14 protein-coding genes are annotated in these 13,868 nt (G+C 67.9%); 6 read left to right on the forward strand and 8 right to left on the reverse strand.

Annotated elements, in window-relative coordinates; all coding sequences use genetic code 11:
* Nucleotides 1–246: 246 nt before the first annotated feature.
* The 4 genes from K9U41_RS17605 to K9U41_RS17620 all read left to right on the forward strand — a co-directional run bounded on the left by K9U41_RS17605 (nt 247) and on the right by K9U41_RS17620 (nt 2,433).
* Complete coding sequence (locus K9U41_RS17605; RefSeq protein ID WP_282642179.1) at nt 247–714, forward strand: NUDIX hydrolase; 468 nt, start codon at nt 247–249, stop codon at nt 712–714.
* Nucleotides 715–761: 47 nt separating this feature from the next.
* Complete coding sequence (locus K9U41_RS17610; protein WP_282642180.1) at nt 762–1,151, forward strand: TIGR02301 family protein; 390 nt, start codon at nt 762–764, stop codon at nt 1,149–1,151.
* A gap of 153 nt (nt 1,152–1,304) precedes the next feature.
* Nucleotides 1,305–1,577, forward strand: a complete 273-nt coding sequence (locus tag K9U41_RS17615) for a hypothetical protein (RefSeq protein WP_282642181.1) — start codon at nt 1,305–1,307, stop codon at nt 1,575–1,577.
* A 226-nt stretch (nt 1,578–1,803) separates the two neighbouring features.
* A complete protein-coding gene (locus K9U41_RS17620; RefSeq protein ID WP_282642182.1) occupies nt 1,804–2,433 on the forward strand; it encodes a hypothetical protein in 630 nt (209 codons plus the stop codon).
* Nucleotides 2,434–2,540: 107 nt separating this feature from the next.
* Here the strand turns inward: K9U41_RS17620 and acs are convergent, their stop codons facing one another.
* A complete protein-coding gene (acs, locus tag K9U41_RS17625; protein ID WP_282642183.1) occupies nt 2,541–4,496 on the reverse strand; it encodes an acetate--CoA ligase in 1,956 nt (651 codons plus the stop codon).
* Nucleotides 4,497–4,942: 446 nt separating this feature from the next.
* Between acs and K9U41_RS17630 the strand changes: the two genes are divergently transcribed.
* The gene (locus K9U41_RS17630) at nt 4,943–5,314 is read left to right on the forward strand and encodes a DUF423 domain-containing protein (protein ID WP_282642184.1); all 372 of its coding nucleotides are present in this window, start codon (nt 4,943–4,945) and stop codon (nt 5,312–5,314) included.
* A 17-nt stretch (nt 5,315–5,331) separates the two neighbouring features.
* On the opposite strand, the gene lpxK is transcribed toward K9U41_RS17630, so the two are convergent.
* The 7 genes from lpxK to K9U41_RS17665 all read right to left on the reverse strand — a co-directional run bounded on the left by lpxK (nt 5,332) and on the right by K9U41_RS17665 (nt 11,263).
* Nucleotides 5,332–6,363, reverse strand: coding sequence for a tetraacyldisaccharide 4'-kinase (gene lpxK / locus K9U41_RS17635; protein ID WP_282642185.1), 1,032 nt, complete (start codon nt 6,361–6,363; stop codon nt 5,332–5,334).
* 2 nt (nt 6,364–6,365) lie between these two features.
* Nucleotides 6,366–7,661 carry a 3-deoxy-D-manno-octulosonic acid transferase gene (locus K9U41_RS17640; RefSeq protein ID WP_282642186.1) on the reverse strand — a complete coding sequence of 432 codons (1,296 nt, stop codon included), beginning with the start codon at nt 7,659–7,661 and terminating at the stop codon, nt 6,366–6,368.
* Complete coding sequence (locus tag K9U41_RS17645) at nt 7,658–8,356, reverse strand: lysophospholipid acyltransferase family protein (RefSeq protein ID WP_282642187.1); 699 nt, start codon at nt 8,354–8,356, stop codon at nt 7,658–7,660. Before K9U41_RS17645 ends, K9U41_RS17640 begins: the two co-directional genes overlap by 4 nt.
* Before the next feature lie 163 nt (nt 8,357–8,519).
* The gene (locus K9U41_RS17650) at nt 8,520–8,765 is read right to left on the reverse strand and encodes a DUF4170 domain-containing protein (RefSeq protein WP_282642188.1); all 246 of its coding nucleotides are present in this window, start codon (nt 8,763–8,765) and stop codon (nt 8,520–8,522) included.
* Between the two features lie 12 nt (nt 8,766–8,777).
* Entirely contained in the window at nt 8,778–9,614 is an 837-nt protein-coding gene (locus K9U41_RS17655; protein ID WP_282642189.1) for a 3'(2'),5'-bisphosphate nucleotidase CysQ, read from the reverse strand.
* Between the two features lie 178 nt (nt 9,615–9,792).
* Nucleotides 9,793–10,737, reverse strand: coding sequence for a 4-hydroxybenzoate octaprenyltransferase (gene ubiA / locus K9U41_RS17660; RefSeq protein WP_282642190.1), 945 nt, complete (start codon nt 10,735–10,737; stop codon nt 9,793–9,795).
* A 37-nt stretch (nt 10,738–10,774) separates the two neighbouring features.
* A complete protein-coding gene (locus K9U41_RS17665; protein WP_282642191.1) occupies nt 10,775–11,263 on the reverse strand; it encodes a hypothetical protein in 489 nt (162 codons plus the stop codon).
* Nucleotides 11,264–11,923: 660 nt separating this feature from the next.
* Between K9U41_RS17665 and K9U41_RS17670 the strand changes: the two genes are divergently transcribed.
* The gene (locus K9U41_RS17670) at nt 11,924–13,684 is read left to right on the forward strand and encodes an acetolactate synthase 3 large subunit (protein ID WP_282642192.1); all 1,761 of its coding nucleotides are present in this window, start codon (nt 11,924–11,926) and stop codon (nt 13,682–13,684) included.
* Nucleotides 13,685–13,868 lie beyond the last annotated feature (184 nt).

The raw sequence follows: 13,868 nt of genomic DNA on the forward strand, positions 1-13,868 counted from the left end.
TGCCTCGGGCGGGGGGGCGTCCTCGGATGGGGGGACCTGGTCCTTCATCTCGGCCGTCACGAATCGCGTGCTCCACGTTGCCGGGAAGGGTAAGCTCCCGCCGATCCACGACAAGCCGCCCGTCACGGGCGGGCCGAGCCATTTCGCCTGTCCCCGGGTTTCGAGCCGTTCAGGCCGAGCCTTCCCAGCGCGAGCCTTTTCAGTGTGAGCCAATCCAGTGCGAGCCAATCCAGTGCGAGCTTTGCCATGACCGAGACCCTTTCGCCGCAGACGCCCGCCGCCGCGCCGCGCCCGCCCGTGCGCCCGACTCTGGCGGCCAGCGCTGCCGTGTTCCGCGGCCCGCTGGTGCTGCTCGCCCGCCGCGCGGCCAATCCCGGCGCCGGCCTGTGGAGCCTGCCCGGCGGGCGGGTGGAGCCCGGCGAGACCCTGGCCGAGGCTGCGGTGCGCGAGGTGATGGAGGAAGTGGGCGTGACCGCAGACATCGTCGGGCTCGCCGCCGCGCGCGACATCATCATCCGCGACAAGGAAGGGGAGCTTACCGCCCATTTCGTGGTGATCGCCCACGCCGCCCGCTGGCGTGCCGGCGAGCCGCAGCCGGGCGCGGAGGCCGCCGAGGTGGGCTGGTTCCGCCCCCATGAGGTGGTCGCGCTGCCCACCACCGAGGGGCTTGCCGAGGTGGTTGCCGAGGCGGCGCGCCTCGTCATCGAGCCTTGACCTTGCGCCCGCCGCGCCGCAGGAGTGGGTGCGGAAACGGCAAGGTCATGCGCATCCTCGTTCTTCTCACTGCTGGCGCGCTCGCGCTCTCCTCTCCGGCCCGCGCCGCGGGGCCGACCGAGGGCGCCCCGCCGCCCTATGATTCGGACCTCATGCGGCTCGCGGAGATCCTCGGCGCGCTGCATTATCTGCGTCCCCTGTGCGGCGTTGCCGCCGAAGGGCAGCGCTGGCGTACCGAGATGCAGGCGCTCATCGATACCGAGCAGCCCTCCGAGACGCGCCGGATGAAGATCATATCCAGCTTCAACCGCGGCTATTCGAGCTATGCGGAGGTCTACCGCGCCTGCACGCCGGCGGCGCGGGTGGCGGTGGAACGCCAGCTCGACGAAGGCTCGCGCCTCGCCCACGACATCGTGGTGCGCTACGGCGGAAACTAGAGCGCTTTCGAGCGATGGGATGCCGGTTCGGGTGAAGAAAACACTTTGGAGGTCCGGCGTTAACCTTTTGGTCAGAACTCCCCTGAACGCCCGCGCGCGGCATGCTAGAGAATGCGGAGCGCCGCATGATTTTCGCGGTGCGGAGGCCTTGCCGTGTCGACCTTGCCCACCCCAGCCATCGCCCTTCCCGAGATCGCTGACATGGCCGCGGACGACCGCCACGCCGCGCTCACCTATCTGAACGATGCGTGGGTGGAGGCCGTGCGCGAGGGACTGGACGAGGACTGCCTGGTGCAGGCGGCGCTGTTCACCGCCCTGCGCAGTCTTGTGGCGACCTATGGCGAGACCGCGAGCGCCGAATTCGTCACCCGCCTCGCCGAGCGGGTGGAAGCCGGCGAATACACCATTGCCGGCCTGACGCACTGAGGGTGGTGGGCACGGCGGTTCCGTTACCGCCAGAAACGTCTCGGCACCGCGATTGCCATAGTCCGCGCCTACACTACTGGCATGCGGCCGTTCCGCTTGTCCAAACAGCCATGAGGGGAGTTGGAATCTCAACTCCTGGTCGGCTGCGTGGCATGGCTTCATTCATTGATTGAAATTACGCCAGCATCAATCTTAGATTGTAACCCTCACGGGCGGAGAGGGGCAGATGCACGTAATAAAGATCTCGTTGGCGGGCATTGCAATTTGCGTTGCGACCGTCGGAATTGCGCGGGCGCTGGACAGGAGCGATCTCGCTGCGCTTCAAGTCTCCGTTCGGGAGATGTGTGTTCAGCCGGACCGCAAAGGAAGTTATCTCAACGTCTCGGGCGACCTGACCGCAGGAGCGACCTTGCGGGTTGCCGGTGTTGAAGCCCGCGGCAAAATTTCTCAAGACCAGTGGGACGGAATCAGCCAGCGCCTCGACGAGTACAAGACGGATCCTCGGCAATGTGCGATATCCATAATCACATTGCTTGCGCCGTTGCTGAATTCGCCGCCTGAGGCGAAGGCATGTCGAGATCCGAGCCATGGCATTGAACGCTATGAGCGGGAGTTTGATGTCACGCGGCAGTCAGCAGAGATGGGCGGCGGTCACGGTCAGGCTGAATGGTGCAACAATGCCATTGCCATCCTGCGCGGGGAGCATCCCGGCGCCGCATTCACTGTCGTGTCAAGCGGGGAACGAACCCGGAATCACTGTCCTCCGGCAAATTGTCCTCAATATACCTATATTTGCACGATCAATGTCCGGGCGAGCCCTGTCTATATCGAGAAAGTCTCCAGCGCCTGCCGATGACGGGAAGCGCATGGTTCCTCTTGATCCAGGCCATTTTCTTCGTCTTACTCTCAAAACAAAACCGGCGCCCTGAGGGGCGCCGGTCTCATTTGCACGGACGGTGCGGCTCAGGCCGCCGCGTCGCGCTTGTTCTGGCGGTTGTGGATGAGGTCCTCCACCACGCCGGGATCGGCAAGGGTCGAGGTATCGCCCAGGCTCTCGAACTGGTCCTCGGCGATCTTGCGCAGGATGCGGCGCATGATCTTGCCCGAGCGGGTCTTGGGCAGGCCCGGCGCGAACTGGATCAGGTCCGGCGAGGCGATGGGGCCGATCTCGCGGCGCACCCAGTTCACCAGTTCCTTGCGCAGTTCCTCGGTGGGCTCCTGGCCGTCCATCAGGGTGACATAGGCGTAGATGCCCTGGCCCTTGATGTCGTGGGGGAAGCCCACCACGGCGGCTTCCGATACCTTGGGATGGGCGACGAGGGCGCTTTCCACCTCCGCCGTGCCCATGCGGTGGCCGGAGACGTTGATCACGTCGTCCACGCGGCCGGTGATCCAGTAGAAGCCGTCCGCGTCGCGGCGGCAGCCGTCGCCGGTGAAGTACTTGCCGGGATAGGTGGAGAAGTAGGTCTGCTCGAAGCGCTCATGGTCGCCGTAGACCGTGCGCATCTGGCCCGGCCAGCTGTCGGCGATCACGAGATTGCCCTCGCAAGCGCCGTCCAGCACCTTGCCTTCCGCGTCCACCACTTCGGGCAGCACGCCGAAGAAGGGGCGGGTGGCGGAGCCGGGCTTCAGCTTGGTGGCGCCGGGCAGGGGGGTGATGAGGATGCCACCGGTCTCGGTCTGCCACCAGGTGTCCACGATGGGGCAGCGCTCCTCGCCCACCACGCGGTAATACCACTCCCAGGCTTCCGGATTGATCGGCTCGCCCACCGAGCCGAGCAGGCGCAGGGACGAGCGCGAGGTGCGCTTCACCGGCTCCTCGCCCGCCTGCATCAGCGAGCGGATGGCGGTGGGAGCGGTGTAGAAGATGTTGACCTGGTGCTTGTCGATCACGTCCCAGAAGCGCGACACGCTGGGATAGTTGGGAATGCCCTCGAACATCAGCGTGGTGGCGCCGTTCGCGAGCGGGCCATAGACGATGTAGGAATGGCCCGTCACCCAGCCCACGTCGGCGGTGCACCAGTAGATGTCACCGGGGTGGTAGTCGAAGATGTATTGATGCGTCATGGACGCATAGACGAGATAGCCGCCGGTGGTGTGCAGCACGCCCTTCGGCTTGCCGGTGGAGCCGGAGGTGTAGAGGATGAACAGCGGATCTTCCGCGTTCACATGCTCCGCCGGGCACTCGTCGGTGACCATGGCGCAGGCTTCGTCGTAATAGACGTCGCGGCCGGGGGTCATGTCCACCTTGCCGCCGGTGCGGCGCACCACGATCACATGGTCCACGCCCTCGGGAATCTGGGCGATGGCCGCGTCCACATTGGCCTTCAGCGGCACCTTGCGGCCGCCGCGCAGGCCCTCGTCCGCGGTGATGATGCACTTGGAGCCGCAGTCGGCCACGCGGCCGGCGAGGCTGTCCGGCGAGAAGCCGCCGAAGACGATGGAATGGACGGCGCCGAGCCGCGCGCAGGCGAGCATGGCGAATGCCGCCTCGGGAATCATCGGAAGGTAGATGGTGACGCGGTCGCCCTTCTCCACGCCGCGGTTGCGCAGCACGTTGGCGAGCTTGTTCACCTCGGCGGAGAGTTCGCGATAGGTGATGTTGCGGCTCTCGTCCGGGCTGTCGCCTTCCCAGATGATGGCCACTTGGTCGCCGCGGGTCTCGAGGTGGCGGTCCACGCAATTGTAGGCGACGTTGGTGATGCCGTCCTCGAACCACTTGATGGAGACGTGGCCGGGATCGAACGAGGTGTTCTTCACCTTGGTGTAGGGCGTGAACCAGTCGATGCGCTTGCCGTGCTCGCTCCAGAAGGCATCCGGGTCGTTCACCGAGGCAGCGTACATGGACTGATAGTGCGCATCGTCCACATAGGCCTTCTGGGCCCATTCGGAGGGAACGTCGTAGATCTTGTCGGACATGCTCTTGCCTCCCTCGCGCGGGCGCGTTTCCCGCGATCCTTCGTTTGTGGCGGATTGTTCCGCCTTGGTTGGGCCGGATTATGGGGAGAGGCAGGAAGCTCCACAAGGCGGTGTTGGGGCCGACTTTGGGTGCATAGCCCTTCGTCGCCTCCGCAAGAGCCCGCGCCGGCCAGCCTGCATCGCAGGCCGATCGGGCAACGTGTTCTCTTTCCACGCGTTCGCAGACTCCCTCACCGATCGGCCCGATGCAACCTGATCGGATCCAGCCGGCTTAAAATACTGACCTGCACATCTCCCGAACTGTTCGCACATGCCGCAGCATTCCGGCATTTCGCTGCTTCGGCCGCCGCCCTATAGAGGGGGCCGCACTGCGAGATGCCGCAAGACCCTGTGGCGGACCCTGTGGCGAGATTTTGCCGTCCCCTTCCCGCAACGGACCCCGCTTCATGAACCCCTGGACCCGTGGTCTTCTTGTCCTTGCCGGCCTGATGGGGGCCGCGGGCGTCGCCTGCGCTGCCGCCGCGGCCCATGTGGGCGGCGGGGCGAACCTGGAGACGGCCGCCCACTTCCTCCTGTTCCACGCCGCCGCCCTGGTGGGGCTTTGTGCCCTCAGCCTCATGGTGGCGCGCGGACGCGTGGTTCTGCAACTGGGCGCGAGCGCCATTGCGCTCGGTGCCCTGCTCTTTTCCGGCGATCTGGCGGCGCGGGCCTTGATGGAAGTCAAGCTTCTGGGCGGCAGCGCGCCTTTCGGCGGCTCGCTGATGATCCTCGGCTGGCTGACGGTAGCGGCCTGCGCCCTCGTCGCGCGCCGGGCCTGATCCTGCGCTGTCCGGATTTACCTGCGACGGTCCTGCCACCTTGCCTCGGCGAGATCCGCCAAGGCGTCGAGCGCATGGGGATCATCCAGGGCGAGGGTGACCGGCAGGGTGGCGATGGTATCGAGGACGCCCGCGAACGCTTGCCCGGCGAAGGCTTGCCCGGCAAGGCGCGTCCTGTCCTTTTCGGTGGTCACCAGCCGGGCGCCCTGTGCCCGCGCGTCCTGCGCCAGGCGGGCGATTTCGGCGGGGCGGAACGGATGGTGGTCGGCGAAGGCGTGCCGGGCGCGGAGCGTCAGCCCTTCCCCTTCCAGCGTCGCGAAGAATTTCTCCGGCCGGCCGATGCCGGCGAAGGCGACGAGCGGCACCCCGCGCAACGCCGCCGCCGCCGCCGGATCGGGCACCAGCCGGCCGCGCAGCACGGTGCATCCCGCGGCTGTCGCGCGCGCCGCCACCTCGGCCCCGGCGGCGCCGTCGCCCACCACCAGCACCGCATCGGCGCGGGCCAGTTGGGGCAGGAGCGGCGCGCGCAGGGGGCCGGCGGGGGTGACGCAGCCGTTGCCCACGCCCACCATTCCATCCACCACCAGAACCGACACATCCTTATGCAGGGACGGATTCTGGAAGCCGTCGTCCATCACGATGTGGCTTGCGCCCGCTTCAACCGCCAGTTCCGCGCCGGCCCACCGCGCGCCGCCGGCGACGATGGTGGCGGCGTGGCGCGCAAGGAGAAGCGCCTCGTCGCCCACGGCACCGGCGTCATGGATCTCAGGATCGACCCGCAGCGGCATCCGCGCCGTGCCGCCATGGCCCCGCAGCAGGGCGAACGGCGTCGCGCTACGGGCTTTGAGGCGCTCAAGGAGTGCGATGGCGGTGGGGGTCTTGCCCGCGCCGCCCACGGTGGGATTGCCGATGCACAGCACCGGCGCATCCACCCGCCCGCCGGCCTTGCCCATGCGAGAGAGCGCGATGGCGCCCACCGCGGCACCGATGGGGGAGAGCAGGGAGGAGGCAAGACCCGCACGGCGCCACCAGAAGGCGGGCGCGCGCATGGTCAGCGGGCCTCGAGGCGAATCTGGATGAGATAGGGCTCGATGGCCGAAAGGGTGCGATCCAGCGCGCCGCCCAGCGCCGTGACCGTGGCGAAGGCGGCATCGGCCATCTGGCCCTGAAGCTGGCTGTCCTGCATCAGCGCATAGGCGGCGCGGGCTATGCCCATGGCGTCGGCCACTTCCGCCGCGCCCTCGGCGGCGTCGAGGGCGTCATAGACGGCGGCGAAGTTCCACACATGGGGACCGTGGAGGACCACCGTGCCGAGCTTGGCCGGCTCGATGGGGTTCTGCCCGCCGTGCTCCACCAGCGAGCCGCCCATGAAGGCCACCTGCGCGAGGCGGTAGAACAGGCCCAGTTCGCCGATGGTGTCGGCCACATAGATGCCGGTGTCGGCGTCGGGCCACTCGTCGAAGGCGCGCTGGCGCGGGGCAAGGCCCGCCGCCTCGGCCAGCTCCGCCACCTCGGTACCGCGCTCGGGATGGCGCGGGGCGATGATGGTGAGGAGGTCGGGAACCCTTGAGGTGATGATCCGGTGGGCCTCGATGATCGCGGCTTCCTCCCCCTCGTGGGTGGAGGCGGCGAGCAGCACCGGGCGCTTGCCCACGGCCAGGCCGAAGCGCTTCAGCTCGGCGGCATCGACGCCGGGCGGCGGCACGTCGAACTTGAGATTGCCGCAGATCTCGACCCGCGGTGTTCCCAGCGAACGGTAGCGCTCCGCGTCCACCTCGCTCTGGGCCAGGCACAGGTCGATGCGCGATAGCAGGGCGCGGGCGCTCTTGGGCAGGCGGGCCCAGCGCTTGGCCGAGCGCTCGGACAGCCGGCCGTTCACCAGCACCACCGGGGTGCCGCGCCGGCCCAGCTCGGCGATGAGGTTGGGCCACAGCTCCGATTCGGCCAGAAGCACCAGGTCGGGCGCCCAATGGTCGAGGAAGCGGGCGATGAAGCCGCGGGCATCGAGGGGCACGAACTGGTGGATCACCCCGGCCGGCGCGCGGGTCTCGGCCACCCGGCTGGAGGTGAGGGTGCCCGAGGTCAACAGCACCTTGAAGCCGCGCTGGTCGAGCCGCTCGATCAGCGGCAGCACCGAGATCACCTCGCCGACGCTGGCCCCGTGCACCCATACCAGCGGCCCCTCGGGCCGCTCGGCGCTGGGGTGCCCGCGCCGCTCGGCAAGGCGGGTCGGGTCTTCCTTGCCCTTGCGGACCCGGTAGGAGAGCCAGGCCGGCGCGAGAAGCGAGGCCGCGGCGCTCGCGCCCCGATAGAGGCGCAGGGTCAAGGGCAGGGCGCGACCCTTCATACGGTGCCGGCTCCGATGGCGATGGCCTCGGCGCGGGCGGTCACGGCCTCAAGCCGGGCCTGCACCAGGTCGCGGGCGGCCTTCATGGTCGCCTCGTCCGCCTCGCGCGGCACGAAGATGGGCTCGCCCACCACCGCGGCGCCCCGGCCGAACGGAAGGTTGAGGCTGGCGCGGTCCCAGCTCTTCAGGGTGATGTGGTTGCGGGTAGCCATGGCGAGCGGGATGATAGGGCGTCCCGAATACCGCGCAATGGTCACGACGCCCATGCCGGCCCGGCGCGCGATCTTCGGCACGTCGGCGGTCATGGCCACGTTGATGCCCTGTTCCAGGGTGTCGAGCATTTCATAGGTCGCGGAAACCGCGCCCTTGCGGTGAAAATCGTTGCGGGAGGTCGCGCCCGAGCCGCGGATGGTGCCCACTCCGAGCTTCTCGGCGGCGATGGCATTGATTTCCGCATCCGCGTGGCGGGAGATGAGGACCTTCGCCTTGTGGTGGGGCTTCATGGCGAAGGGCGTCAGGAAATGCTGCCCATGCCAGAAGGTGATGATCACCGGCATGCGCTCGTCGATGGTCTCGAAGATGTCCGGCGGCTCGATCACGAACCGCGTGGTGCGCGCCACGAGCTTGAAATAGGACGCGAACGTCGTGCCCGCCGCCACTTTGAAGGCGTGGTTTGTCCTCAGTCGGCGCCACATCTTTTGGTCTTTTCGCTCCGGGTTGCGCGGCCGGCGGCTCCCACCGGGTCCGGCCGACGCCCCTTCTTATTCGATCTTGGAGACGGAAGAACAGGCCGGGCCTGCGTGGCCCGCCCGCTTCCCCCTCATGGGTCCCGCCCTCAGGAGCGGGCGTGACGATGCGTCAGCTGCCCTGGATCTTGCCGGTCTCGGGATCGAGCAGGCGGTGCAGGTGCACGACGAAATAGCGCATCAGGGCGTTGTCCACCGTCTGCTGCGCCTTCGCCTTCCATGCGGCGGCCGCGCTGGCATAGTCGGGGAAGATGCCGACGATGTCGAGCTTGGAGATATCCTTGAACTCGGAGCCGTCGAGGGTGATGAGTTCACCGCCGAAAACGAGGTGCGGCAACTGTTTGTGCGTGTCAGTCATGGCTTGTCCCAACTAGCGCTGATCTAAAGTGGCGTTGAAAAACGGGGGCGGCGGCGCGCGCTCCACCAGCGCGGCATGAAGCGCGGGACCGGCGCAGATAAGCTCCGGGTGGCGGGGCTCCGGCGCGTTGTAGGTGAGCGGCGTGCCGTCGCGCGTGGTCAGGAGGCCGTGGGCCTCGTGCACGATGAGGTCGGCGGCGGCCAGATCCCAGTCATTGCTGTTGCCGGCGGCGAAGGCGACATCGATCTCTCCGGTGGCGACGCGGGCGAGCCGCAGCGCCAGCGAGCGCACGCGCGGCAGGCGCTCCACCGGCGCGCGCCGGGCGAGGGTGTCGAGGTCGGCAGGCGGGCCGGCCACCCTGGCGCCGTCGAGGGTGTGGCGTGGCGCCACCTTGAGGGGGATGCCGTTGCGCACGGCGCCGCGGCCGGCCTCGGCGGTGAACAATTCCCCGGTGGCCGGTGCGAACAGGGCGGCGAGGATGGGCCGGCCTTGCTCTACCAGCGCGACCGAGACCGCCCAGTCGTGGCCGCCGGCCATGAAACCGCGGGTGCCGTCGATGGGGTCCACCACCCACAGCCGGCGCGCGCCGAGGCGCGCCGGGCCATCGGCGGATTCCTCGGAAAGCCAGCCGATGCCCGCATCCAGCGCGGTGAGGTGCCGGTGGAGAAAGGCATCCACCGCCATGTCCGCCTCGGTGACGGGGGAATTGTTGCCTTTGGTCCAGGACTTCACGCCGGCCTGGAACATGGCGAGCGCGATCTCTCCCGCCGCCGTCACCGTCTCGGTGAGCTGGCGCGCCAGGGGGGCGGGGTCAGGCCCGTCGGGGCCGCGCGTGGGCTCGACGCTCATGGTCCTGCCACATAGGGGCGTCGGCGCCCGGAGGCAAGATGACTCGTGCTGCACTGCGTCAATGCCACGCCCCGCCGAGGGCGCTTTCCGCTCGCACCGGCGCGCGGCACACGTTCTGGATTATTGAGTTTGCGCGTTTTCTTCACGCGAACCGGTGCCCACTTCGCTCGAAACCGCCCTAAGGCAGAAGCGGCGCGAGCGTGTTGGGCACGAGGGTGTCGAGGGCAAGGCCCGCGAACAGGATCAGGCCGGCGTCGCGGTTGGACTTGAACACGGCGAGGCAGCGCGCGCCGTCGTCGATGTCGAGCCGGCGCACCTGCCCGGCCAGATGCAGGGCGAAGCCGATCAGGCCCATCACCGCGAACGGGCCGGACGGCACCGAGAGGAGGGCGATGCCGAACAGCACCACTACTAAAGTATAGCAGAGCGCCACCACGAGGGCGGTACTGCGGCCGAACAGCAGCGCGGTGGAGCGCACGCCCACGATGGCGTCGTCCTCCTTGTCCTGGTGGGCATAGATGGTGTCGTAGGCAAACACCCACAGCACGCAGCCGGCGAACAGCAGCAGGGCCGGGTCGGCGATGGTGCGCATCACGCTGGCCCAGCCCATGAGCGCGCCCCACGAGAAGGCGATGCCCAGGATGAGCTGCGGCACCGAGGTGACGCGCTTCATCAGGGGGTAAACAGCGACCACGCCCAGGGACGCGAGGCCGGTGACGATGGCGAAATGGGGCAGGGACAGCAGCACCGCGAGGCCGACGAGGGCCTGCGCCGCCAGGAAGGCGAAGGCTGCCGGCACGCTCACGGCCCCCGAGGCGACGGGACGGTTGCGGGTGCGCGCCACCTGCCGGTCGATCTTGCGGTCGAGGATGTCGTTCCAGGTGCAGCCGGCACCGCGCATGGCCACGGCGCCGATGGCGAATAGCATCAGGAGCCAGGGATCGGGATAGGGCGCCTCGTCGGCGATGGCCGCGAGCGCGGTGGACCACCAGCACGGCAGCAGCAGCAGCCAGGAGCCGATGGGCCGGTCAAGCCGGGCGAGCCGCAGATAGGGACGCACGCGCAGGGGCGCGAAACGATCGACCCAATTACCGCGCGCAGCGTCGGCGACGGGTGGGGTCATCGCCCCATCGCTGGAACTTGAGGGCAATCCGACTGCCTCACTTCAGCGCGTTGCCGTTCAGCGTGTCGAACACGCCGCCGCTCTTCTGCGAGCCGAGGCTGTAGCCGGTGGTGATGCCGAGCGCGCTCGACAGGGAGCCCTGCGGCGGCGGCTTGGCGGCACCGCCGCCGGGCGCGGCACCGCCGTTGGCGGCGGCTTCGCAGATCTTGTTGCGGACGCCCACGGCCTTCTTGGCGCCTTCGGCGGCATTTTCGATGGCCTGGGGCGGAATCTGGCACCAGTCCTTGTTGTCGCCCAGGAACTTCACCCACTTGGCCTCGGAGGCGGTGTAGGCGCGGAACAGCGGGCACAGGGTCTGCGGGTCGGCCTTCTTCTTGATGGCGGCCTGCAGGGCCTTGCCCTTCTCTTCCAGCTCCCCGCGCACGGAGGCGACATCGCTCTGGCAATCCGCCAGGGCAGCGCCTGTCGACAGCGCGGTCCCGACCAGTACGGCCGATGTGGCGAATGCGAGCGTCAGTTTCTTCATGAGGCCGAGCCCCTCCTCATTCCACCCCTGCGGAACCTTGTGGTGATATACACAGCCCAAAGATGGGGCAATATCGGGGCGGATGGCGAACAGAGCCTATCATTCGTTCCCTAACGGAATTTTTCAGCCCGGCGGGCGACTCTTCTTACTCTCTCTCAAGAGAGCCCTGCGAAAGGTCCTTGAGCGGCCGTCCTCCCCTCTCCCCTTGCGGGAGTGGGGAGCGGCTTCCTGCACCGGCCGTGGGTGACTTTCGCGAAGCTCTTGCAAGCGGCAGAGGGTTCACCTCGGATCCGCTCTGGTCAGCAGACTTGTAAAATGTGACAGGGGCGGCGGATGGCAGCGCTTGACGTGCGGCCTGCGCATGGGTAGCTTCGCGCAACTTTTGAAAGGGACAGCGCCCACATGCGCAAGATCGTTATTCTTCTCGTAGGGTGGCGCGCCACTTTTTGTCCAGCCTGAGGGCTGCGGCAGACGAGGTGGCGCGTGACGAGGGGCCTTCGGGCCCCTTCGTCGTTTCTGAAGGGCCTTGGCCCTGAAGGGCTTCGGCGTCCGGCACCGGCCGCCGTTCGTGACCGAGATGCCGGCAAGGCCGGCGTTGATGCAGGATTTGCCGGCTTGAGCCCGGCGGGGCCGAAGGCGCCCCCGATGGAGTTGCAGACCATGAGCATCCAGATGACCGGCGCCGAAATGGTGATGCGGGCCTTCGCCGACCAGGGGGTCGAGCACTTCTTCGGCTATCCGGGCGGGGCGGTGCTGCCGATCTATGACGCCCTGTTCCACCAGAACCACATCGAGCACATCCTGGTGCGCCACGAGCAGGCGGCGGTGCATGCGGCGGAGGGCTATGCCCGCTCCTCCGGCAAGGTCGGCGTGGTGCTGGTCACCTCCGGCCCCGGCGCCACCAATGCGGTCACCGGCCTCACCGACGCGCTGATGGATTCGATTCCGCTGGTCTGCATCACCGGGCAGGTGGCGACCCACCTCATCGGCAATGACGCGTTCCAGGAATGCGACACGGTGGGCATCACCCGGCCCTGCACCAAGCACAATTATCTGGTGCGCGACGTGAACGATCTCGCGCGCGTGCTGCACGAGGCCTTCTATGTGGCGCAGAACGGCCGTCCCGGCCCGGTGGTGGTGGACATCCCCAAGGATGTGCAGTTCGCTACCGGCACCTACATCGGCCGCGAGAACATCCAGCACAAGACCTACCGTCCCAAGCTGAAGGCCGAGGACGCGCAGATCTCCGCCGCGGTGGAGATGATCGCGGGCGCGAAGAAGCCCATCTTCTACACCGGCGGCGGCGTCATCAATTCCGGGCCGGAGGCGAGCCGCCTTTTGCGCGAGCTGGCGCGCCTCACCGGCGTGCCGGTCACCTCGACGCTGATGGGCCTCGGCGCCTTCCCGGCGGCGAACCGGCAGTGGCTGGGCATGCTGGGCATGCACGGCACCTATGAAGCCAACATGGCCATGCACGATTGCGACGTGATGGTCTGCATCGGCGCGCGCTTCGACGACCGCATCACCGGCCGCCTCGACGCCTTCGCGCCGGGCTCCAGGAAGATCCACATCGACATCGACCCGTCCTCCATCAACAAGAACGTGAAGGTGGACCTGCCCATCATCGGCGACTGCACCCGCGTGCTCGCCGACATGGTCGAGGCCTGGAACGCAAGGTCGCTGAAGATCGACCAGCCGGCGCTCGCCGCCTGGTGGGCGCAGATCGAGCGCTGGCGCGCGCGCAACTGCCTCGCCTATCGCCCCTCGGACGAGATCATCAAGCCGCAGTTCGCCATCGAGCGCCTGTATGCGGCCACCAAGGACAAGGACGTCTACATCTCCACGGAAGTGGGCCAGCACCAGATGTGGGCGGCGCAGTTCTTCCGCTTCGAGGAGCCGAACCGCTGGATGACCTCCGGCGGCCTCGGCACCATGGGCTACGGCCTGCCCGCCGCCATCGGCGCGCAGAAGGCCCATCCGGACGCGCTGTGCATCGACATCGCGGGCGAGGCCTCCATCCTCATGAACATGCAGGAGATGTCCACGGCGGTGCAGTTCGACCTGCCGGTGAAGGTCTTCATCCTCAACAACCGCTACATGGGCATGGTGCGCCAGTGGCAGGAACTGCTGCACGGCGGGCGCTATTCCCACTCCTATTCGGAAGCGCTGCCCGACTTCGTGAAGCTGGCCGACGCCTACGGCGGCGTGGGCATCCGCTGCGAGAAGCCCGGCGACCTCGACGCGGCGATCCAGGAGATGATCAACGTGAAGCGCCCGGTGATCTTCGACTGCATCGTGGACCAGCAGGAAAACTGCTTCCCCATGATCCCGTCGGGCCGCGCCCACAACGAGATGATCCTCGGCGACATGGCCATCGACCTCGACGAGGCCATCACCGACGAGGGCAAGATGCTGGTGTGAGGCACGGTCGCGACCGGGGCGGAGCGCACTGAACGCGCCGCCCTTACCCCCTCTCCCGCTTGCGGGGGAGGGCCGGGGAGGGGGCAGGCCCTGTTCGCCGCAGCAAATGGCGCGACACCGCGCCTGGCCCCGCCGTTCTCCCGCCGACCCGGTTGCATCCGTCCCGAGCGCTGACAGCCTCCCC

Origin of the sequence: Xanthobacter autotrophicus (genome assembly GCF_029991245.1) — a bacterium.
GTDB lineage: Bacteria > Pseudomonadota > Alphaproteobacteria > Rhizobiales > Xanthobacteraceae > Xanthobacter > Xanthobacter autotrophicus_C.